Annotated in this window: 18 protein-coding genes; 10 read left to right on the top strand and 8 right to left on the bottom strand. The window is 72.8% G+C overall.

The window, feature by feature from the left end; genetic code table 11:
- Positions 1 to 4: 4 nt before the first annotated feature.
- Complete coding sequence (locus CV755_RS06640) at positions 5 to 3,577, bottom strand: hypothetical protein (RefSeq protein WP_109279219.1); 3,573 nt, start codon at positions 3,575 to 3,577, stop codon at positions 5 to 7.
- A gap of 190 nt (positions 3,578 to 3,767) precedes the next feature.
- Between CV755_RS06640 and CV755_RS06635 the strand changes: the two genes are divergently transcribed.
- Entirely contained in the window at positions 3,768 to 4,121 is a 354-nt protein-coding gene (locus CV755_RS06635; protein WP_109279218.1) for a hypothetical protein, read from the top strand.
- A gap of 84 nt (positions 4,122 to 4,205) precedes the next feature.
- Positions 4,206 to 4,994: an alpha/beta fold hydrolase gene (locus CV755_RS06630; protein WP_161968605.1), complete on the top strand. Its 789-nt coding sequence runs from the start codon at positions 4,206 to 4,208 to the stop codon at positions 4,992 to 4,994.
- Positions 4,995 to 5,150: 156 nt separating this feature from the next.
- On the opposite strand, the gene thrS is transcribed toward CV755_RS06630, so the two are convergent.
- Positions 5,151 to 6,461 carry a threonine--tRNA ligase gene (gene thrS / locus CV755_RS06625; protein ID WP_109279216.1) on the bottom strand — a complete coding sequence of 437 codons (1,311 nt, stop codon included), beginning with the start codon at positions 6,459 to 6,461 and terminating at the stop codon, positions 5,151 to 5,153.
- A 193-nt stretch (positions 6,462 to 6,654) separates the two neighbouring features.
- Here thrS and CV755_RS06620 point away from each other — a divergent pair, with 193 nt between their 5' ends.
- Genes CV755_RS06620 through CV755_RS06610 form a run of 3 tightly spaced genes read left to right on the top strand, consistent with a single transcriptional unit; the run spans position 6,655 to position 8,696 of the window.
- Entirely contained in the window at positions 6,655 to 7,245 is a 591-nt protein-coding gene (locus CV755_RS06620; protein WP_109279215.1) for an HAD family acid phosphatase, read from the top strand.
- Between the two features lie 34 nt (positions 7,246 to 7,279).
- Positions 7,280 to 7,861: a maleylpyruvate isomerase N-terminal domain-containing protein gene (locus CV755_RS06615; RefSeq protein WP_193553362.1), complete on the top strand. Its 582-nt coding sequence runs from the start codon at positions 7,280 to 7,282 to the stop codon at positions 7,859 to 7,861.
- Between the two features lie 10 nt (positions 7,862 to 7,871).
- Entirely contained in the window at positions 7,872 to 8,696 is an 825-nt protein-coding gene (locus CV755_RS06610) for an endonuclease/exonuclease/phosphatase family protein (protein ID WP_109279214.1), read from the top strand.
- 75 nt (positions 8,697 to 8,771) lie between these two features.
- On the opposite strand, the gene CV755_RS06605 is transcribed toward CV755_RS06610, so the two are convergent.
- Complete coding sequence (locus tag CV755_RS06605) at positions 8,772 to 10,757, bottom strand: elongation factor G (RefSeq protein WP_109279213.1); 1,986 nt, start codon at positions 10,755 to 10,757, stop codon at positions 8,772 to 8,774.
- 358 nt (positions 10,758 to 11,115) lie between these two features.
- Between CV755_RS06605 and CV755_RS06600 the strand changes: the two genes are divergently transcribed.
- Positions 11,116 to 11,928 carry a hypothetical protein gene (locus CV755_RS06600; protein ID WP_109279266.1) on the top strand — a complete coding sequence of 271 codons (813 nt, stop codon included), beginning with the start codon at positions 11,116 to 11,118 and terminating at the stop codon, positions 11,926 to 11,928.
- Here CV755_RS06600 and CV755_RS06595 read toward each other — a convergent pair.
- Entirely contained in the window at positions 11,912 to 12,628 is a 717-nt protein-coding gene (locus CV755_RS06595) for a GntR family transcriptional regulator (RefSeq protein ID WP_109279212.1), read from the bottom strand. The two genes, CV755_RS06600 and CV755_RS06595, sit on opposite strands and share 17 nt — an antisense overlap.
- 364 nt (positions 12,629 to 12,992) lie before the next feature.
- Here CV755_RS06595 and CV755_RS06590 point away from each other — a divergent pair, with 364 nt between their 5' ends.
- Complete coding sequence (locus CV755_RS06590) at positions 12,993 to 14,048, top strand: DUF2637 domain-containing protein (RefSeq protein ID WP_109279211.1); 1,056 nt, start codon at positions 12,993 to 12,995, stop codon at positions 14,046 to 14,048.
- 116 nt (positions 14,049 to 14,164) lie between these two features.
- Here the strand turns inward: CV755_RS06590 and CV755_RS06585 are convergent, their stop codons facing one another.
- Both CV755_RS06585 and CV755_RS06580 read right to left on the bottom strand, forming a co-directional pair.
- Positions 14,165 to 14,674 carry an ATP-binding protein gene (locus CV755_RS06585; protein WP_241561013.1) on the bottom strand — a complete coding sequence of 170 codons (510 nt, stop codon included), beginning with the start codon at positions 14,672 to 14,674 and terminating at the stop codon, positions 14,165 to 14,167.
- Positions 14,675 to 14,857: 183 nt separating this feature from the next.
- Positions 14,858 to 16,345 (bottom strand): protein phosphatase 2C domain-containing protein, encoded by a 1,488-nt coding sequence (locus tag CV755_RS06580; protein ID WP_109279209.1) that lies wholly within the window; start codon positions 16,343 to 16,345, stop codon positions 14,858 to 14,860.
- A gap of 102 nt (positions 16,346 to 16,447) precedes the next feature.
- On the opposite strand from CV755_RS06580, the gene CV755_RS06575 reads away from it, so the two are divergent.
- Positions 16,448 to 17,266: a helix-turn-helix domain-containing protein gene (locus CV755_RS06575; protein ID WP_153068593.1), complete on the top strand. Its 819-nt coding sequence runs from the start codon at positions 16,448 to 16,450 to the stop codon at positions 17,264 to 17,266.
- On the opposite strand, the gene CV755_RS06570 is transcribed toward CV755_RS06575, so the two are convergent.
- On the bottom strand, positions 17,209 to 17,703 hold the full coding sequence (locus tag CV755_RS06570) for a methylated-DNA--[protein]-cysteine S-methyltransferase (protein ID WP_109279207.1): 495 nt from the start codon (positions 17,701 to 17,703) through the stop codon (positions 17,209 to 17,211). The two genes, CV755_RS06575 and CV755_RS06570, sit on opposite strands and share 58 nt — an antisense overlap.
- Positions 17,704 to 17,713: 10 nt before the next feature.
- A complete protein-coding gene (locus tag CV755_RS06565) occupies positions 17,714 to 19,186 on the bottom strand; it encodes a DNA-3-methyladenine glycosylase 2 family protein (protein WP_241561012.1) in 1,473 nt (490 codons plus the stop codon).
- Positions 19,187 to 19,415: 229 nt separating this feature from the next.
- On the opposite strand from CV755_RS06565, the gene CV755_RS06560 reads away from it, so the two are divergent.
- The gene (locus CV755_RS06560) at positions 19,416 to 19,979 is read left to right on the top strand and encodes a Dps family protein (protein ID WP_109279205.1); all 564 of its coding nucleotides are present in this window, start codon (positions 19,416 to 19,418) and stop codon (positions 19,977 to 19,979) included.
- 310 nt (positions 19,980 to 20,289) lie between these two features.
- Positions 20,290 to 20,865: a MarR family winged helix-turn-helix transcriptional regulator gene (locus CV755_RS06555; protein WP_109279204.1), complete on the top strand. Its 576-nt coding sequence runs from the start codon at positions 20,290 to 20,292 to the stop codon at positions 20,863 to 20,865.
- Positions 20,866 to 20,925: the final 60 nt, after the last annotated feature.

The following is a 20,925-nucleotide window of genomic DNA, read 5'->3' as shown; positions in this document are numbered from 1 at the left end:
GCGGTCAGCTCACTTCCGCGAAGGCGGTGCAGTATTCCCTGACCGGGTCCCGGTGTTCCCCGGTGACCGGGTCGGGGTAGGGGGTCATCATCTCGGCGTAGGCGGGCGGCCGTACGGGGTCGGCGGTCAGCGCGGCGGGCGCGGGGCCGGAGCCGGTGAAGCGCCTTTCGCATTCCAGGGTGACGGACTGCGACCAGAAGCCGATATGCACATCGATGGTGATCCGGGCCCGGCCGAAGACGGTGCCGCTGGAGAGTTCATAGCTGAGATCGAGGCAGAGTTCGATGGAGGCGGAGACGATGCCCAGCACATCGACCTCGCCCCGGGCCCGGAAGTAGCCGGTGAGCCGGGCCTGTCCGGTGTCCGTCTCCAGCCGGAAGTAGATTCCGGCCATCACCGACAGACTCCCGCTGGCCACACCGAAGTCGATGGCGGCCTCGGCGCCGAATTCCAGGGCCGCTTCCAGGACCGCGACCCGTTTCGCGGTGAGCACGATGCCGAAGAATCCACCGCCGCCCAGCATGGAGACGGTCAGCCGGAAGGGCGCCTCCCGGCTGCAGAAGGCGAAGCCGACTTTCAACGGTCCGCCGATGAAGGGGAGTTCAAGGGAGGCGTCCAGCCGCAGGTTCTCCAGGCTGAACACCCCGATGGCCAGGCTGGGCAGCGGCAGACCGTAGCGGGCGGTGATTCCGGCGGCGGTGACCTGGAGCGAGGGCGGATCGCTGAATCCGTCCACCGGGATCAGCTGTCGCAGGGTCTGCACAAAGGCCAGCGGGCCGATGAATTCCACGCCCTGGAAGGCCACATCGACATCGGGCTTGCGCCCGGCCCGCATGGTGAAGCGGATATGCCGGAAGTGCAGCCGCATGGCGTGGAATTCCGGCACCAGTACCAGATCGAAGTTCTCCAGGGCGCAGCTGATGTCGGCACCGGCGGTGAGATCGGGGCGCAGGGATCCGCGGACGTCCACGATCAGGGTCAGCCGTCCGTCGGGCCGGGGCGCGAAGACCGGATCGCTGGCCGGCCAGGGTCCGATGTCCGGGGTCCACTCCAGCCGGGCGTTGACCGTCTGCGGCAGTTGGGCGCCGGAGGCCGCCGACTGCACCGCCTGCCGCAGGGACATCAGCTGTCCGGCCGTGCCGTTCCAGGTGGCCACCTGTTCCCTTACCCGCTCCAGCAGGGTGCTCAGGCCCGGATCGGCCCCGGGCGGCGAGGCGTTGAGCAGGGTGTCCAGTGCGCCGGCGAAGGCGGTGAAGGCGGAGTCCACCTGGTCCAGGGTGACCGGGCCGGTGGCGCCGGCCAGTCGCTGGGCCAGATAGTCGCCGATGGTCCTGGCCAGTTGGCGTCCGGTGTCGCGTACCTGCCGGGCGGCGGTGGGCAGGTTGGCGGCCGCGCGGTCGAGCTGGTCGGCGAGCCGTCCGAGGTCGGTGAGGAAGCAGGTGACGGCGCTGACGTTCTGGGTGAAGAAGCGCGGGGCGCTCAGCGGCCGGTCGAGTCCGGCCGCCTGGACGATATCGGCCAGCGACAGCACGCCCAGCAGATTGGCGTCCAGCGCGCGGAAGAACTCCGCCGGGCTGAAGGCGCCATTGGCGATGGTCGTCAGCGGGTCGGTGCCGGCGGCCGTACCGGCCACCGGTCCAAGCCGCCGGGACACTCCGGCGATGGCGAAGCCGGGGCTGAGCAGGGCGCCACAGCGGTCGCCCTGTCCGGCGAAGTCCAGGCTTTGTGTGGCCAGCAGTTGCAGGAAGACCTCACCGGTGTTGGCGGTACGGGCGAGAACCGTGCTCTGGGCGAAGCCGGAGAGGGCGTAGCGGCGGGCATAGGCCACCGGGACGGTGGTGGTGCTGCCGCTGAGCGCGCCGGCGGAGGGCAGGCTGACCTCGGCCCAGTGCAGCTGTGGGATGAACCGTGCCTCGCCGGGCGGTGGTTGGGACAGTCCCGGGGGCGTGGCCACGCGCCACACCAGATGGGCCACATCGACGCTGGTGTCATCGGGGGCGCCGGCCGGGGCCAGGGCCACGGTCTGGCCGTCCAGGGCGGCGCTGGTCAGCTGGGGTGGTGCGGTGGCGGCTGCCAGGGGCGGGGGTGAGCTGTTGTTGTAGCCGGCGACCACGTCGGCCAGTTCATCGCCGGTGCCGAGCGACTCGGGGACGAACATCAGCGGGGTGCGGAACTCCACCAGCTTCCCGGCATGGTCAACCGCCGTGACTTTGAAGGGAAACGGCTGGTCGGCGGCGGTCTCGGGAAAGAACGCGGCCGGTTGTGCGGGGACATCGCGCAGATTGGGTGTCACCAGGGTCTCGATGCGCACGCTGGTGAAGGGGAACAGCAGATTGGTGAGGTCGGCGGTGGGCGAATCGTCCGCGGGCAGCGGGGACTTGGGGTCATAGGTGCGCAGGGGCTGGCGGACCAGGATGTACTGCCGTTGGAAGAGATAGGCGGCGCGGGCATCGGTGAATTTGCGCTCGGTGACGGTGACCAGGGCCGCCCGGTGTCCAAAGGGGCACAGGAATCCCTCGTCCACCACCCGTACGCTGTGGTCCCGCCCCATGGTGGCCCGGTGCCGCCACTGGGAGAGATCGATCCCCGCCGGGCGCACCGGCCACTCGCCCAGGCTGTCCAGCCAGCCGCCGACGGCCGAGAGCATCAGATTCTCCACACCCACGGGGCTGGAGTGATACGGCTGCCCCTCGGGGGTGGTGAGGGTGTCATTGGCGGTGAGGTCGGTGAGGTGTCCGCGGTGGACGGGGTCCAGTGGCATCCGGAAGTCCTCGGGGGCGCCGGGGTCCTGGTCCCGGTCGCGGTTCCACACCACACGGGCGGTGGTGCCGGAGAGCCGGGTGTGCCAGAGCTCCACGCGTTCGCCCGGGGCGGGCTCGCCGAGGGCGGTGGTGTGGCTCCACGCGGCGCTCGCCGGTGGGGAGAGCACCAGCCGGTAGGGCAGTTCCACCCCGGTCGCGGGGTGCGCGGGGTCGGCGAAGGGGTTCTCCGGGGTACGGAGTTGCACTGCCTCACCCGGCCCGTCCGCCACCGTCCCGATCACCGCTCCGGCGGCGGTGGCGGCGGCGAGGGTGGCCTCCGGACCGGCGCGGGCGGTGAGTTCGGCGGTGATACGCAGCAGCCGCACCAGCGCCAGGGCACGGGCGGGGTCATCCCAAGTGAGCTCCGGGACCCGGACCGGCCGAAGGGTGCGGGGAGCCGCCGCCTCGCGGGCCGCGTCCACCACCCGCAGCGGCAGGCGCCGCATGGCGTCCAGCAGCCCCGCCTCGGAGTAGTCCACCGATTCCGATGGCCCCACCTCGAAGACCAGCACACTCTTTCCGCCGATGAGCGAGGAAACCGGCAAATCCCTTGCCTCGGGCGGGATTTGCTCCTCGGCGAAGGCGTGCTCCACCACATGCTGCGGCCCAAAGGTGACCACCAGCAGAGCGTCCTGGCCGGGGCCGGCGGGGACCAGAAGACGTGGCCCGGGAAATCGGTCGTCGATCCGCAGCCCGGGAAAGGAGAAGGTGAGATCCAGGAGATCGGTGCCGCGCAGAACGCGGATTGGTGCGGGACTTGGTGCGGGATCAGTCATGGCGCCCCCATCGCAATGCCACTACTTGGATACCCCCGGATGGCGGACCAGGTGTATTACCCATACGGGTGACCATGCGCCAAGTGTGCTCCATTCGGGTGCAATCGGGTGAAGAGTCTTCAAAGGATCTCGACACAAGCGGAACCTCTCGCCCAGGGAACGGGCTTTGCGCCCGGGAGAGGGGATCACGATGTTTTCGCTCCGACGTACCGCCCTTCGACGTACTGCCCTTCGGCGTACCGCCCGGCCGGCTCTGATCGCGGCCCTGCTCCTTGCCCTGACCACCGGCTTCAGCACCGAAGCCCGGGCCGCCAACGGCTTTCTGACCTACCGGATGCGCGACGGTTCGGACGGCTCGGTGGTCAATCCGGTCAATGGCAACTGCTATGTCTTCGACGACGCGGCCACCAGCGTCACCAATCAGACGGACACCACGGCCCATGTGTACTCGGGGTTCTTCTGCACGGATTTCCTGGCGGATGTCCGGCCGACCGAATCCGTGGTGTTCGGCGGGACCTTGGGGCACAGCGTCATCTTCGGCTGAGTACCGGGAAATTCCCCGGCAAAGGCTTGATCAAGAACGCAACCGGGCGGAATGGGCGGGCTGTCGGCGCCCGTTCCCCTCGCCATGGACTTCACACTCGGCGACGGTGTACGCCTTGACTACGACGACCTCGGAAGCGGACCGCTGGCGGTCTACACCCATGGCGCGCTGCTCAGCCGCCAGGTCGAGGACAAGATGGGCCTGGTCGGCTGGGAGGCGGTGGAGCGGCTGCCACGGGGGCGGTTCGTCCGCTATGACGCACGTGGACACGGCGCCTCAACCGGCCGGCCCGAGCCGGACTCCTACCGCTTCCAGCAGTTCGCCGCCGACCTGGTCGAACTCCTCGGCCACCTCGGCGGCGAGCGGCCGGTCACCGGCATGGGCTCCTCGCTGGGCTGCGCCACGATGCTGCACGCGGCCGTGGCCCAGCCCGGGCTGTTCGACCGGCTGGTGCTGCTGATTCCGCCGACCGCCTGGGAGACACGGCCTGCCCAGGCCGCCAACTACCGCAAGCTGGCGGACCTTGTGACGGCCAGTGGCCCGGAAGCCTTTACAACGGCCCTGGCCACGGCTCCCGTTCCGCCCTCGCTCTCCGGTCTCCCCGGCTATCCGCCGCGCGAAGTCGGCGTCCCGGCCGAGTTGCTGCCCGCCCTCTTCCATGGCCTGGCCGACTCCGACCTGCCCGACCGCGCCCTCCTCCCCGCCCTCACCCAGCCCACCCTGATCCTCGCCCTCGCGGATGACCCGAGTCACCCGCGCTCCACGGCCGAGCAGCTGGCCGAGCTGCTGCCCAACGCCCGGCTGCACATCTCCAATGACTCGGCGGATGTGCGCACTTGGGGCGACCGGGTGGCCCGCTTCCTGTCGAGCTGAGGGCCCCTCCAGGGGCGCGGGGCGGTAACATGCGCGGCTCCGCCGCGTGGGCGCGACCAGCCCAAGGCGGCCCGCTGGCTGAGTTTCGGGTGCGGGCCGTACGTGGCTTGTCGCGCAGTTCCCCGCGCCCCTGAGGGCGCTCGGAATGCGTCTGGTTCAGCCCGCCTCGCCGTCCCACAGCCGCGCACCGCGCTCCGCCACCACGCCCGCGATCCGCCGGACCGCCTCCGCGGCGGGCAGGGCGGCCGGGCGGCGGCCGTCGCGGAGACGGAGGGCGACCAGGTCGCCGGCCGCCTCCCGGGCGCCGATCACCACCTGGTACGGGACCAGCCGGGCGGCGCGGATCCGGGCCCCCAGGCTGCCGCGTTCCGGGCCGGCCGGCTCGGCCCGCAGGCCCTGGTCCAGACAGCGCCGGACAAACCGCTCGGCGCAGGGCAGTTCGGCGTCCGACACCGGGAGTGCCACCACCTGGACCGGGGCCAGCCAGGCCGGGAACGCCCCGCCATGCACCTCGATCAGCTGCGCCACCGCCCGCTCCACGCTGCCGATCACACTCCGGTGCACCATCACCGGGCGGCGCTTGGCGCCGTCCGGCCCGATGTAGTGCAGACCGAAGCGCTCCGGCTGGTGGAAGTCGATCTGCACGGTGGAGAGGGTGGCCTCCCGCCCCGCGCTGTCCGCCACCTGTACATCGATCTTGGGGCCATAGAAGGCCGCCTCCCCCTCGCCCTTCTCATAGGGCACCCCGGCCCCGTCCAGCACCTCGGCCAGCATCGCGGCGGCACGCCGCCACATCCCGGGCCGGGCGGCGTACTTCCCGCCCTCGCCGGGCAGCGACAGCCGGTAGCGGGAGGGGGCGATGCCCAGCGCGCGATAGGCCCGGCGGATCAACTCCAGGGCGGCCAGGGCCTCCTCGGCGGCCTGCTCCTCGGTGCAGAAGATATGCGCGTCATTGAGCTGGATGGCCCGTACCCGGGTCAGCCCGCCCAGCACCCCCGACAGCTCCGAGCGGTACATCCCGCCCAGCTCCGCCATGCGCAGCGGCAGTTCCCGGTAACTGTGCGCGCGGGAACGGTAGATCAGTGCATGGTGCGGGCACATGCTGGGGCGCAGGACGACCTCTTCTCCCCCCAGTTCCATGGGCGGGAACATGTCCTCGCTGTAGTGCGCCCAGTGCCCGGAGATCTCATAGAGCTCCCGTTTGCCCAGCACCGGTGAGTACACATGCCGGTATCCGGCCTGCCGCTCGGCCTCGCGGATGTACTCCTCCAGGGTGTGGCGCAGCACGGCCCCCTCCGGCAGCCAGTACGGCAGGCCCGCCCCCATCAGCGGGTCGGTGTCGAACAGGCCCAGTTCGCGGCCCAGTTTGCGGTGGTCGGCCATGGTGGTCTCCTCTGTGGAAAGGGAGCGAGTGACCACATGGCGAAGCCCCGGGGCACTCGACCCGGGGCTTCGACTCAAAGGCATCGATCAGCGCGCCGGGACACTCTCCGGCGTCGTCGTCATGGCGGCACGCTTGATCATGCGGGAACCGTAGCAGAGGCAAGGGCCGTGCGGCCATGCTCTCTTCACAACTCCCCCACCTTCCCGTTGCCTCCCCTTCCCCCCACGGTGCTCATCTTGCTCACCGGCACAACGCGCATCGGAGGAATCAGAGTTGATGTCCGCAGCAAAGACCGTGAAGTACCGCCGCCTGGCCGTACTGGCCGCCCTGGCGGCCGCCTCGCTGAGCACCGCCGCCACCGCCCAGGCCGCTCCGGAACAGGGAGCTCCGAGCTATCAGACCTGGCAGAGCGATGTGCGCAAGGCCATCGCCCCGGCGATCCCCTGGCTGAGCAAGCGGATCGGCGCGGGGGCCGAGCAGGGCGAGGACGCCGGAAAGCCGGCCATTGTGCTGGACATCGACAACACCTCGCTGGAGACCTACTACCACCCGGGGCAGGCCAACAAGCCGGTGCTCTCGGTGGCCCAGTGGGCACACCGGCATGGGATGGCGGTGCTGTTCGTCACCGCCCGCACCTCCTCCTCGTCCGCCCGGCAGCAACTGACCGACGCGGGCTACCCGGTGGACGCCATCTGCACCCGCGACCACGGCGAGAGCAAGGACGAGGGCAAGGAGCGCTGCCGGGAAGAGCTCACCGAGGACGGCTACACCATCACCGCCAACATCGGCAACCGGGCCACCGACTTCGCGGGCGGCTACTACGAGAAGGGCTTCAAGCTGCCGGACTACAACGGCCGGCTGTCCTGAGCTTCCGACGCGGCCGCTGCGCAGCATCGCGGTCATGCGGCCCGCGCAGCGTCCGCCGACCGGGGCCGTCGCCGAGGCCCACCGTGTGCTCCGGCACACCCTCACCGCCCTGGACGACGACCACATCGCCCGTCCCTCCGCGCTGCCCGGCTGGTCCCGCGGGCATGTGCCGGCCCATCTGGCCGACGCGGCCCGGATGTATCTCCGGGTCGCCGAACACGCGCTGCGCGGCGAGCTGGTGCCGCCGTACCCGGGGGGAACGGCATGGGGGCACCTCCCAGCGGTAGCTGGGGGAGCGACGCCATCCTCGCCGCCGGAGCCGGGCGCACGGCTGAGGAGCACCGGGCCGCCCTGGCAAGGGAGCCGGAGCGGCTGGAGGCATTCCGGGCCCGGCTGGCCGACCACGAATGGACGCGCCCGGTCCGCTACCGCGAGGCCGATATCGCGGCCACCGTCCACGGAGGGCTCCCGGCCATCGGACCCTGGCCGGTGCCGGCGCCCCGGCGCTGAGAGCATGGCCGGACCGGGCATTCCGGCATACCAGTATCCGGCATCCGGCATTCCGGTGGCGGCCCATGGAATCCTCCTGGGGTGCCCCATATGCCCCCGGGAGTGAGGAAGCCCTGATGCGCGTGGTGAGCTGGAACGTCTGGTGGCGGTTCGGCCCCTGGGAGCGGCGGCGTACCGCCATTCTGCGGGTGCTGCACCGGCTGCGGCCCGATCTGGTGGGACTCCAGGAGGTATGGGCGGCCGGGGAGCACAATCTGGCCGGGTGGCTGGCCGGTGAGCTCGGAATGCACTGGGACTGGGCCCCCTACGACCGGCCCGGCCACTGGCACAAGAAGCTGGGCGACTCCTCCTTCGGGGTGGGCGTGGCCGTGCTCAGCCGCCGGCCGCTCACCGAGCGGCAGGTGCTCCGGCTGCCCGCCGAGGGCGGCCGGGACGACGGCCGGTGCTCGCTGTATGTACGCGCCGGCGGCGGCCCGTACCCCGTGCCGTTCTTCACCACCCATCTCAACGCGGCCGCCCATGAGTCGGCGGTGCGCTGTGCCCAGGTCAGCGCGCTGGCGCGGTTTGTGGCCGGGCACCGGGAAGGGACGCCCTTCCCGCCGGTGCTCACCGGCGACTACAACGCGCTGCCGGACTCCGACGAACTACGGCTGCTGGGCGGCCACCGGACCGCTCCCCCCGTACCCGGCCAAGTGCTCCTGGACGCCTGGGAGTACGCCGAGCCCGGCGCGCCCTGGACCACCTGGGATCCGGCCAACCCCCATGTGGCCCGCACCTTCGCCCCGCCCGGGCGGATCGACTACATCCATGTGGGGCCGCCCGGCGAGGGCGGCCTCGGACACGTACGCTCGGCCTGGCGGGCCGGGGACGCCCCGGAGGACGGCACCTGGCCCTCCGACCACGCGGCGGTAGTCGCCGACCTGGCGGTCCCCGAACCGTAGGGGGCGCGGGGCGTATGCATCATGCGGCTCCGCCGCCTGGGCGCGACCAGCCACCAACCGCCCGCACCCTGACCCTCACCCACTCCCCAAGTACCGCAGATACTCCGCCCGGTTGAGCGGATTGCCATCCGTCCGGACACGCCTCGGCGGTACGCCGCCCACCGGCCGGTCCATGGCCGGCGCCGACCACCACAGCGCCTCACCCCGGGTGAGCCCGGGCAACCCGCGTTCCAGGACGGGCACTTGACGGGCGGGGACGACACCCCGCAAGGTCCAGGTGCCGGAGCCGGGCACCGCATCCCGCACCTGCGCACCGGACGCCCCCAAGGCCCCGCTCACCGCCCCCAACGCCCAGCCCGGCACCTCGAGTTCAAAGCCGTGGTACGGCTCGTACACCACCGTCCCGGCCCGCTCCAGGGCGGCCATCACCACCAGCGGCGTCAGCGAACGGAAATCCGCCGCGGTGGTCACCGGACTGCAGTATCCGGACCGCGTCAGGGTGACCACGCAGTCCGTAACCGGCCACCCATAAAGCCCCTGGCGCAGAGTGCGCCGCACCGTGTCCTCGATGGCGCGGTCGAAAGCGTGCGGCAGCGCGCCGAGTTCGGTGTCCCGGCCGAAGACGATGCCCGAGCCCTCCGCGCCGGGTGTCACCCGCAGCCCGACCGTGGCCCAGAAGACATGACTGTCCTGGCGGTAGTCGATCTCCTCATGGGCCTCCCCCGTACCGGCGGGCCGCTCCCGGTGCAGGATGCTGCTGGCCTCGAAGACGGCTCGCAGCCCGAACTCCTCCTCCAGCGTGCCGGCGATGATCTCCTTCTGCACCTCTCCGTAGAGCAGCAGGGCGGTGCCGCCCCCGTCCGGCAGGGCGCGGGTGCCGATCAGCGGGTCCTGGTCGGCGAGCGCGGTCAGGGCGGCGTGCAGCCGGGACGCGTCGCCCGGGTGCACCGGCCGTACCACCGTCTCCAGTCCGGGCGGGGCGAAGTGCGGCTCGCCCTCAGGGGCGGCCGGGCCCAGCCGGTCACCCACCCGGACCTTGGGCAGGCCGCGCAGCCGGGCGATGCCCCCGGCGGTGAGCCGCTGGGCGGCGGCGGCACCCGGCGGGGCACCGATCACCGTCAGCCCGGTGATCCGGGCGGAGTGCTCGACGCGGCTGCCGTCCTCCTCCCTGCGGTGCAGGGTGATCCGCTGCCGGGGGCTCAACTCGCCCTCGAACAGCCGCAGATAGGCGGTCTTCTCGCCGCCCGGGGAACGTTCCACGGCGAAGACGGTGCCCCGGGCGGTGGCCCGGCCACCGGCGGGCCGGTGCGCCGGAAGCCATTGCCGGATGCCGTCCAGCAGGGCGGGCACGCCCTCTCCGGAGCGGGCCGAGCCCAGGTAGAGCGGGTGCACCAGGCCCCGGCCGGTGCTACGGGCCAGCAGCCGCCGCAGCCGCGCGGCATCCGGGAGGCGGTCCTCCACCAGATCGGCGAGCAGCGGCTCGTCATGCTCGGCCAGCACCTCGGCCAGCCGCTCCCGGAATCCGGGGTCCTCGAAGGAGAACGGCCTGGTACGGGCGTCAGGCGTGCCGATGCCGCGCACCGTGGCCATGGGGGCGAAATGCGGGGTGAGCCGGGCGCGCACGGCGGCCAGGGTGCCGCTCTCGCTCGCCCCGGCGCGGTCGGTCTTGTTGACGAACAGCAGGGTGGGCAGGCGCAGCCGGCGCAGGGTCCTCAGCAGCACCCGGGTCTGGGCCTGGACACCCTCCACGGCGGAGAGCACCAGGACGGCGCCGTCCAGCACTCCCAGGGCGCGCTCCACCTCGGCGATGAAGTCGCTGTGGCCGGGGGTGTCGATCAGGTTGACCCGCAGACCGTCCAGGGTGAAGGGGGCGACGGCGGTGCGGATGGTGATGCCGCGGCGGCGTTCCAGCTCGCCGGTGTCGGTACGGGTGGTGCCCTCATCGACGCTGCCGAGGCGGTCGGTGGCGCCGGTGTCGAAGAGCAGTCGCTCGGTGAGGCTGGTCTTACCGGCGTCTACATGCGCCAGGATGCCGAGGTTCAGGGTGGGTACGGCGGACATGCGAAGTGGGGTCCTCGAAAACGTGGTTCCGGCAGGGGTGCTGGGTGTTTTCGAAGGCCTGGCGCATGTCCGTAGCGGCTCCCTGTGCAGTGACGGTGGGCGCGGCCATCCTGCCAGCGACGCGGGCCGGATTCGAGTCGTTTTCCGAGCGCGCTTCGGTAACCTTCCGCCATCACGGGACTTCATCGGGTGACGGACGGTCGGCAACTCCCGCCGTGGCAGGGGCACTTCAAGGGGCCGGGGGTTTGTGAATTGCTTCACACCGGACCCTTGGCCGCGCCCGGGTCCTCGTGTTGAGATGCGAGCAGGCTTCCAGCTCGACGGCGCGCTTGGGGAGGGCACTGTGGCGGACACCGCCATGCGGAATTCGAGGTTGCCGGAGCCACCAGGACCGAAGGGTCCGCAGTCGCAGGACGATCCGCTGGAGCACGCCGTATGGCGGCTGCGTTCACGGGCCTGCTGGGAGGACGCGGCGGCGCTGCTGGCGCCGCGGGCGGCCCGGGACCCGCGGGCGGCACGCAAGCGGACGGCGGTGCTGATCGAACGGTGCCTGTTCACCGGGGAGGGCTGGGCGGCGGCGGAGGACGCGCTGCGCTCCGCGGAGGCGCTGGCGGCCGGGGACGAGGACCGCGGGGCCGCCGCCTGTGAGCGCGGGTACCTCGCCTATGCGGCCACCCTGCTGGGGGTGCACGACCGGGCCGACGAGGCCCGCTCGGCGCTGGGCCGGGCGGCGGCGCTGCTGGCCCCGGGCTCACCCAGACGTCCACTGCTGAACTTCCGGCGCGGGCTGATCGCCCAGCATCTGTCGGACAACCCCTCGGACGCCACGGCGGCCTTCCAGCGCGCCCATGACGGGGCGAGCGCCCATGGGCACCGGCTGCTGCTCTCTTTCACCTGGCGCCATCTGGCGGCGCTGGCCGAGCACGACGGACGGCTGGCCGAGGCCCGGCACGGCTACGCCCAGTCGCTGGGCCTCCGCGAGGAGCTGGGCTATCTGGTGGGCATCGCCCCGGCGCTGGTCTCGCTGGCCGGAGTGCTGGCCGAACCCGCCGAGGCGGACCGGCTGCGCCGGGAGGCCCGGCGGCTGATGCGGCTGCTGGGCGGGGTGCCGTCCTGGCTGGAGGAGCAGCTGGGCGCGGCAGAAGGGGCAACTGTTAACAGGCGCCGGTGAGGTGGCCGGTCACCAGGTCTTCCACGGCGGCCAGGTCGCGGGCGGCCAGTGCGTCCAGCAGGGCCAGATGCTGAGCGGCGTCGGCGGTCAGGTCGGCGGTGCGTGAGGTAAGCGGGCCGTTGACCGTGGGCCATTGGGCGCGGCGGTGCAACTCCTCGGTGATCAGCACCAGTTGCCGGTTTCCGCCCAGCTGGAGCAGCGCCCGGTGGAAGGCCCGGTCGGCCTCGGCGTATCCGGCCCGGTCGCCGCGCCGGGCCACCTCGCAGGCCGCCTCGGCCAGCGGGCGCAGTTCGGCCCAGTGCGGGGCGGGCACCGTACGGGCCAGCCGCAGCATGGCGGGCACCTCCAGCAGCGCCCGTACCTCGGCCAGTTCGGCGAGGTCGCGGGCGGTACGGCCGGTGACCCGGAAGCCCCGGTTGGGCACCGCCTCCACGGCGCCCTCCAGCACCAGCTGCTGCATGGCCTCGCGCACCGGGGTGGCCGAGACCCCGAAGCGCTCGCCCAGGGCGGGGCCCGAGTACACCTCACCCGGTATCAGCTCCCCGCTGACCAGGGCCTTGCGCAGGGCGTCCAGCACCTGGCCGCGTACCGAGTACCGCTGGGGCCTGCGGCGGGCGGGCTGGGTGCACGCCGGGGCGTAGCCGTGTTCGTCCGGGGGGCGGGGATGCTGCCGCCCGGCGGGGGGTCTGCCCTGCTCCATGAGGTCCTCCTGGTTTGTCCATCGGAACCATAGGCGGCGGCTCGGACAGTGCAAAGCCGGATAAGGACGGGTAAGGCAAGGCTTGCCTTCGATTGATTGGGTGGTGTGCCTGGGTACGACGGCGCTCGCCGCCTGCCGCACGCCGGTCGGTGAGCACGTCCGGCAATCGACGTCAATCCACTCGATCGTGTGGAGTGAATAGAACCCAATTCCCTTGCCGCTAGGGGCTGTTCGAAATGACACACACCTATCCGTATGTCGTTGGCGTCCATTGGCGGTGAGTTACCGGGAAACCCCGTGACGCCCCGGCGGATTCCGTCAGGATGGCGCGCGATAGTCCGTACCGCGATACGAGGGACGCAAGATGAGAGTGACCGACATACCACTGAATTGGGCATTCCCCAGTGCCGTTGCCCTCATCGGGGCCGTGGTGGCGGTGACCGTGTACGCACGCGGCCGGCACGGCGGCACGGACGGGTCGGACGGCACGGACTCCTGGGAACGCAACGAGGAACGCCGGCGCCGCAAGGAAGCGGTCTATGGCAGCGCCTCCTATGTCCTGCTGTTCTGCTGCGCCGCGGTGGCCGCCGCGCTCTCCTTCCATGGCCTGGTCGGCTTCGGCCGGCAGAACCTGGGCCTGGACGACGGCTGGGAGTACCTGGTGCCCTTCGGCCTGGACGGGGCGGCCATGTTCTGTTCGGTGCTGGCGGTGCGCGAGGCCAGCCATGGGGACGCGGCACTGGGTTCCCGGATGCTGGTGTGGACCTTCGCCGGGGCCGCCGCCTGGTTCAACTGGGTGCACGCGCCAAGGGGGATGTCCCATGCGGGCGCCCCACAGTTCTTCGCCGGGATGTCGCTGTCGGCGGCGGTGCTCTTCGACCGGGCGCTCAAACAGACCCGCCGGGCGGCACTGCGCGAACAGGGGCTGGTGCCCCGCCCCTTGCCGCAGATCCGTATGGTCCGCTGGCTGCGCGCCCCGCGCGAGACCTTCGGCGCCTGGTCACTGATGCTGTTGGAGGGTGTACGAACGCTGGACGAGGCAGTGGACGAGGTACGCGAGGACAAGCGCCAGCGGCAGCAGAACCGGCTGCGCAGGCGGGAGGCGGGCAAGCTGGAACGGGCCCGGCTGAAGGCCTACAACCGGCAGAACCGGTTCCTGTGGGGGCGCGCCCGCGGCGGGCGCCAGGTGGAGGCGGCGGCCGTGTCCGCGGCCCCGCAACCGCCCCAGATCGGCGCCCAGTCCACAGCGGCAGAGCCTTCCATAACCGAGGCGGAGGCACTCCCGCTGCGCGGCCGGCCGCCGCGGGCGATAGGGCGGGCCGAGGCCATCGACCTCACGGCGGAGGACGACACCCAGCCGATTCGCCGGCTGGACTCGCTGGAGGAGAAACTCGCCCGTATCGAGCGGCAGTTCGGCTGATGCCACCGCCCTGAGTCGGCGCACCGCGGCTCAGGGCGCAACCGTTCACGGCCCGTCGCGCACGGCCTGTCGCGTATGGCCCGTCGCGCACGGCCCGTCGCGTATGGCCCGTCGGCTTACGGCCCGTCGGCGTCCAGTTCGAACCAGACCGCCTTGCCCACCCCATGAGTCCGCACCCCCCACCCGTCCGCCAGCGAGTGGACCAGCAGCAGTCCGCGCCCGGAGGTCGCGGTCCGCGCTCCGGAGGGCGCCCTCAGCACCGGATGCCGGTCGGCGAAGTCCCTTACCTCCACCCGCAGTCGGCCCTTGACCGACGCTCCGTGACCGCCGGTCAGCCGGGCGGAGACCAGCGCACCTCCGTCGGTGTGCACCAGGGCATTGGTGACGAGTTCGCTCACCAGCAGTTCGGCGGTGGCGGCCCGGCCCGGCCCGCCCCATCCGGCCAGCAACCGCCGCAGTGCGGCCCGTACTTCGGCCACGGCGGTCAACTCGCCGGGCCGTAACGGTCTTTCCCAGCCGGGTTCGGACTCCCCCTCTTCCGCTCCGCCCCGAACGCCGCCGTCCGCCGCCTCGCGGCCCTGAGTGCCCGGCCGGTGTGCGGCCCGCCGTTTCATTTCCGTACGCATCGCCCCCTCGTGCGCACCCGTCTCGAACCTCGAACAGGCTCACGACCATGCATGCCCAGCGCACGGGCGGACGACTCCTGTCGCGGCGTCAACGGGCCAACATGACCGGAATCCTGGTACGCCGAAGGCGGTTGGCCGAATGGCGTCCGGCACCGTGAATGCGCACCACGGTCAATGCCCGCGCTATGCCTCCCATACCGCACAGGCCGTACGGTCGTCGGCGTAGCCCTTGACCCGGGTCTGGGCGTCCAGGAGGAATTCGGCCAGCCCGGGCGGCTGGTGGCGGGCACTCCACCGCCGGGCCAGCAGTTCGCCCAGCCTGGGCTCACCGCGCAGCGGGTCGGCCAGCCCCGCGCTGCACAGCAGCAGGACATCGCCGGGGCGGGCAACCGAGGCACGGAACCGGAAGGGCTCGCTGGGCACTTCGGCCGGGTCGGTCACCGGAGTGGTGCCGGGGGTGGGGATGCCCAGGTCCACGGTGATCCGGTCACCGGCGGGGGCCGCACCGTCCTCCGCCCCGCCCTCCGGACCGCCGTCCGGCTCAGCCGGGGGCGGTGCGGGCTCCAGGTCCTGCCAGGCGCCCTCGCGCAGCCGGAACAGTCCGCCGCCGCCCACCCCGAAGAACACCCTGGTGCGGCAGGCCGGATCGGCGGGCAGCAGCAGACAGCGCAGCGCGGCGGTGTACTCGGCCGGGTCCAGGCCGAGTTCGGCGGCGCGGGCGCGCAGCCGGCCGTAGGAGCGGTCGGCCAGCCGGTGCAGTCCGGTCTTCAGCTCGCCCCGGCGGCCGGCCCGGATGTCCTCGGACAGCCGGGTGTGGCTGCGTCCCACCGCCGCGCCCATCCAGGAGCAGATGTCCCGTGCCGCCCGGTGCGCCCCCTCCGCCGCTCGTGCCCCACTGGCCACGGCGATCAGCAGCAAGGCGGCGTCCCCGGCGCCGAACCGGGCGGTCAGCAGGGCGTCGCGCCGGGGCTCGCCCCGGTAGCGGGCCGAGTCACCGCGCACCGACAGGGCGCGCAGGGTCATCGCACCGTAGCGGGCGCCGTCCAGGACCGTGTCCGGTACCAGGTCGGCCAGTTCGCCGGGGTCGGCGGCGGGCCAGGCGGTGGGCTCGGCCTCATAGGTGGGCGGCCCCTGGCCGACGTAGCCGGGCGCGCGGGAGGGTTCATCGGCCGCCGGGGGCACGGGAGCCGGGGGAACGGGAGCCGCGGCCAGGGCGGCCGGGGGCGGCGGGCCTTCGGCGGGCTCCAGCGGGGCGGGGGGCTCGGGCCCGCTGGTGGTCTCCACCGGCGCGGGGGCCTGGGGCCGGGGAATCAGCGCCCGGGCCGACGGCGGCGGCACCGGCGGTTCGCCCAGCTCCCAGGGCGGTTCGACGGGGCGGACACCGGCCAGCGGGCCCGCCAGATCGGGCAGCGGGGGGAACCGGGCCGGATCCGGCAGTCCGGTGGTGATCCGCGGGATGTCCCAGCCCAGGGGTTTGCCGCGCGGCGGGCGCGGCGGGGCGGGCGGCTCCTCCGCCCCGGGCGGCGGCTCGACGCCGACCACCGAGGCGGCGGAGGCGAATCTGTCGTCGAGAGTGTCGTCTTGGGTGACGGCGCCCAGGTCGGATGCGCTCCAGCCGTACAACTCGGCCCACCAGGCGTCCTCTTGTTGCTGATCCCCCAGCTGACTCATGCCCTTATTGTCCATACTCCGGGGCATACGGGAAGAGTGCACGGCGGGCGCCGCCCGGAGATGATGACCGTCAACGCAGCACGGTTGTGGGGAGTGATGTCAGTGCCCGGTGCCATAGGTCCGGTCGTCCTCGGGGAGTCGGTGCAGGCAGGACCGGGGCCGGGGGGTGAGGCGGGGGCGGACGGCCGGGCTCCGGTGGAGCTGCTGACCGATCCCGAGGCCGTCATCCGGCGGTTGACCGGACTGCGCGGGTCGGCCACTCAAGAGGTATGCACGCTGTTGACGAACGGCCCCTGGACGGCGGTGCTGGACGCGCAGGGCGGGGCACCGCACCGAATCGTCCTGGAGCGGGCGGCGGTTGATGCCGCACTCGGTGAACTCTCCGGCTGCCGGGCCCGGATCGTGGACCGGGTGCCCACCGGGCTGCTGGTGGCCGACCGCCGGGTGGCTCTGCTGGCCCTGACCCCGGGCCCTGATCAGCCGGCCGCGCTGATGGTGCGGGACGGCGCCCTGCTGGAACTGCTGCTGGAACTGTTCGAACAGGTCTGGCGGGCCGGGCGGGCACTGCGCCCGGCGCGGGCGAACGGCCCGTCCGGGCGGGCGGCCGGGCCCACGGACGGAGCCGTGAACGGACTGCTGAACGGGGCGGCGGAGAGACCGGCGGACGGGCCGGACGCGCTGGATCTCCAGGTGCTGTCACTGCTGCTGGCCGGACTGACCGACGCCAGCGCTGCCAAGCAACTGGGCCTGGGGCTGCGGACGGTGCAGCGGCGGGTGAAGCGGCTGATGGAACTGGCCGGGGTGACCACCCGGCTGCAACTGGGCTGGACCGCCGCCGAACGCGGCTGGACCACCGCCATGGGTCAGGCGGCGGACTCCAGCGCCAGCAGAAACCGCTTGCGCTCCAGCCCGCCCGCATAGCCGGTGAGCGAGCCGTCCGCGCCGATCACCCGGTGGCAGGGCCGCACCACCAGCAGCGGATTGGCCCCGATGGCGCCGCCTACGGCGCGTACCGCGGCCCGGGAGACGCCCAGGCGGCGGGCGAGTTCGCCATAGCTGGTGGTGGCGCCGTAGGGGACGGTGTCCAGGGCCTGCCACACCCGGCGGCGGAACTCGGTGCCCTGCACGGTGAGTTCCAGGGTGAAGTCCTTGGACTCACCGGCGAAGTAGGCAGCCAGCTGCCGGGCGGCCTCGGTGAAGGCGGCCGGCTCCCGCCGCCACTCGGGGCGCGGCGTCACGGCGCCCCGCTGGCCGGGCACGGACAGCGAGGCCAGCGCGGTGCCGCCGGGGGCAGTGCCCGAGGGCACTCCGGTGAGCAGCAATTGGCCCAGCGGGCTGTCGAGTTCGGTGTAGAGCATCGGGATTTCCTCAGATCGTGTGGTTCCACAGGTGGTGCAGGGCGTACGAGCGCCAGGGGCGCCAGCCCTCGGCGGCGTCCGGGCCGGCGCCCAGGGCAGCCAGGCCGTGCCGCACTCCGGCGTCCGAGGGCAGAAAGACATCGGGGTCGCCCAGGGCTCGCATCCTGATGTAGCCGGCGGTCCAGGGGCCGAGGCCGGGCAGGGCGAGCAGGGCGCGTTCGGTGTCGTCCCGGTCCGCCCCGGGATCGAGGCGGACGGTGCCATCGGCCAGGGCGGCGGCCAGGGTGCGCAGGGTACGGCGGCGGGAGTCGGGCATGCCCAGCTCGTCCAGCGGGGCGCCGGCCAGGGTGGCGGCGTCGGGGAAGAGGTGGGTGAGGGTGCCGTCCGGGGCGGGCAGCGGTTTGCCGTACGCGGCCACCAGTACGGCGGCCAGCCGGGCGGCGGCGGGCACGCTGATCTGCTGGCCGAGCACGGCGCGTACGGCCAGTTCCTCGCCGTCCGCGGCGCCGGGCGAGCGGATGCCGGGGCGGGCGGTGACCGCCGGGCCGAGGCGGGGGTCGGCGGCCAGGTGTCCGGCGACGGCGTGCGGGTCGGCGTCCAGGTCGAACAGCCGGCGCAGGCGCTGTACGGCGGTGGACAGGTCGCGTGGATCGGTCAGATGCAGCCGGCTCTCCAGCCAGGCGCCATGGCGGCGGGCCGCCGGGTCCGGTTCCCGGACCTCGGCCACGCCGGTGCCATGGGGCAGGCGCAGGGTGCGGCGGTAGCGGCGGTGGCCGGGCGGGCCGGTGACCTCCTCGATGCCGGGGATGGCCCGGCGCTGCAGGAAGTCGAAGATCTGCCGGGCGTCATAGGGGGCGCGGTGGGCCAGCCGGAGCGGGACTCCCGTGGCCTCGCCGCCGCCACGGTTGGCGCGGGGGCGGTCGCGCAGGGCGCTGGGGGTGCAGGCGTAGACCTCGCGGATGGTCTCGTTGAACCGCCGGACGCTGGCGAAGCCGGCCGCAAAGGCGGTTTCGGTCACCGGCAGGTCGGTGGTCTGCAGCAGGATGCGGGCGGTGTGCGCGCGCTGGGCCCGGGCCAGGGCGACCGGTCCGGCGCCCAGCTCCTCGGTGAGCTGCCGGTGCACCTGCCGGGTGCTGTATCCCAGGCGGGCCGCGAGCCCGGTGACGCCCTCGCGGTCCACCACGCCGTCCGCGATCAGCCGCATCGCGCGGCCTACGAGGTCGGCGCGGACGTTCCACTCGGCGGAGCCGGGCACGGCGTCCGGCCGGCAGCGCCGGCAGGCCCGGTATCCGGCGCCCTGGGCAGCCGCGGCGGAGGGGTAGAAGCGGACGTTGGAGCGCTTGGGGGTGACGGCGGGGCAGCTGGGGCGGCAGTAGATGCCGGTGCTGGAGACGGCGAAGAAGAATTCGCCGTCGAAGCGGGCGTCTTTGCTGCGGACCGCTTGGTAGCGGCGTTCGTCCCAGAAGGATGCGTGGTCACTCACGCGTTCCAGTCTGCGCCGGCACCGGGCCCGGTACTGGCGGGAATCGGACGCGGCCGTGGGGGCCCGGGTGCTGCCGGTCACGCGGTCCCCGCGCCTCTTCGCAAGCGGCCCCGGCCATGGGCCCCTCGCCCGCGCCGGAGCCCGCGGCTCGGCGGGCGGGTCTGGGCCGGGGAAACCGGGGCAGTCGCGCTGGTGCAGCCAGGTATTCCCCATCGAAACGAGGTGAGCCATGACAGAGGATCCGACCCCGAGGTACACGGTCCCCGGCCTTGAGCGCGAGGCCGCCGGCCGGCTGATCGGTGCGCTGCGGCTGCGGCTGCACGCGCTGAACGATCTGCACCTGACGCTCAAGCATGTGCACTGGAATGTGGTCGGGCCGCACTTCATCGCCGTCCACGAAATGATCGACCCGCAGGTGGACCGGGTCCGGCAGATGGCCGACGACCTGGCGGAACGCATCGCGGCGCTCGGCGGGGTCGCGCCCGGCACGCCGGGAGCGCTCGTCGCCGAGCGGACCTGGGACGACTACTCCATCGGCAGGGCCGACGCGATCGCCCACCTCGGTGCGCTGGACGTGGTTTACACGGGAGTGATCCAAGGCGTCCGGGCCGCCGTCGAGGAGGCGGGTGAGATCGACACGGCCACCGAGGACCTGCTCGTCGGGCAGTTGCGCGACCTGGAGCAGTTCCAGTGGTTTGTGCGGGCGCACCTGGAAAGCGCGGGCGGCACGCTCGTCACCGCACAGGCCCGGACGGAGAAGGAGGCCGCGGCCAAGGGAGCCGCGTCGGCCTGAGCGGCCCTGGGACGACCGGCGGCCGGCACTCCCCGTGCTCGCCTTCTCCCGGTGACGCCATGGCCGATTCCCCCGGTGATGTCATGGCCGGCTTGTTTTGCGATGCCATGGTTCCGGCAGTCCGGCGGGCCTGGTCCGCCGGGCTGCCGGGGAGTGCTCGCACGCTTCCCGCCCGCCGGGAAGCGGCGTCCGGCCGCCCCGGGACGGGCTTGCGTCCCCGCCTGCGATACAGCCGTTGGGATGGGGACCATCTCCAGCGTTGGGCGGGGACCATTTCCCAGCGTCCGGAACCAGTGAAAGCGAAGTCTTTGTGACCCGACTCGACGGCCCGGGCGACGGCCGCGTAGCCGGCCCGGGCAGTGCCCCGGACACCGTCGCGCCGGAGATCGCCCAGGCCGTGGAGTATCTCAGCGACCTTTGGTCGCTGGCCGCCCGGGACGCGGCCCCGGGCCTGTCCTCGCAGCAGCTGCGGGCGTTGCGGGCCCTGGAGGCGGCGTCCGGCTGCAACCTCACCGCTTTGGCCGCCCGGCTGGACATGGGCCCGCCCACGGCCAGCCGGCTGTGCGACCGGCTGGCGGCGGCGGGGATGCTGGAACGCACTCCGCACCCGGTCAGGCGCCGCGAGGTCCGGCTGAGCCTGACCGCACAAGGCCGCCGCGTGCTGGATGAAGTGGCGGCGCGCCGGGCACAGGCGCTCACATTCGTGCTGGCGGCCTTGGAACCGGCGGAGCGGTCCGCGCTGATCCGCGGGCTGAAGGCCCTGTTCCTCGCCCGGAGCAGGGCGCTGCCCACACCGGGGCAGCCGTCGGTCGGCGGAGAAGGCCGGCGCGCACCGCGTCCGCCCGGCCACGTGTGGCCGCAACGCCCTCCCGGCCAGGACGGATAACGGGCGCTCGGCCGGCCGGAGGGCCACCGCGGCCGCGACCGGCATCGGCCGTACGTGTCC

Source organism: Streptomyces orinoci, assembly GCF_003121295.1.
Classification (GTDB): Bacteria; Actinomycetota; Actinomycetes; order Streptomycetales; family Streptomycetaceae; genus Streptomyces; species Streptomyces orinoci.
The sequence above is the reverse complement of the archived record's forward strand: the minus strand, read 5'-3'. Positions and strand labels throughout refer to the sequence as shown.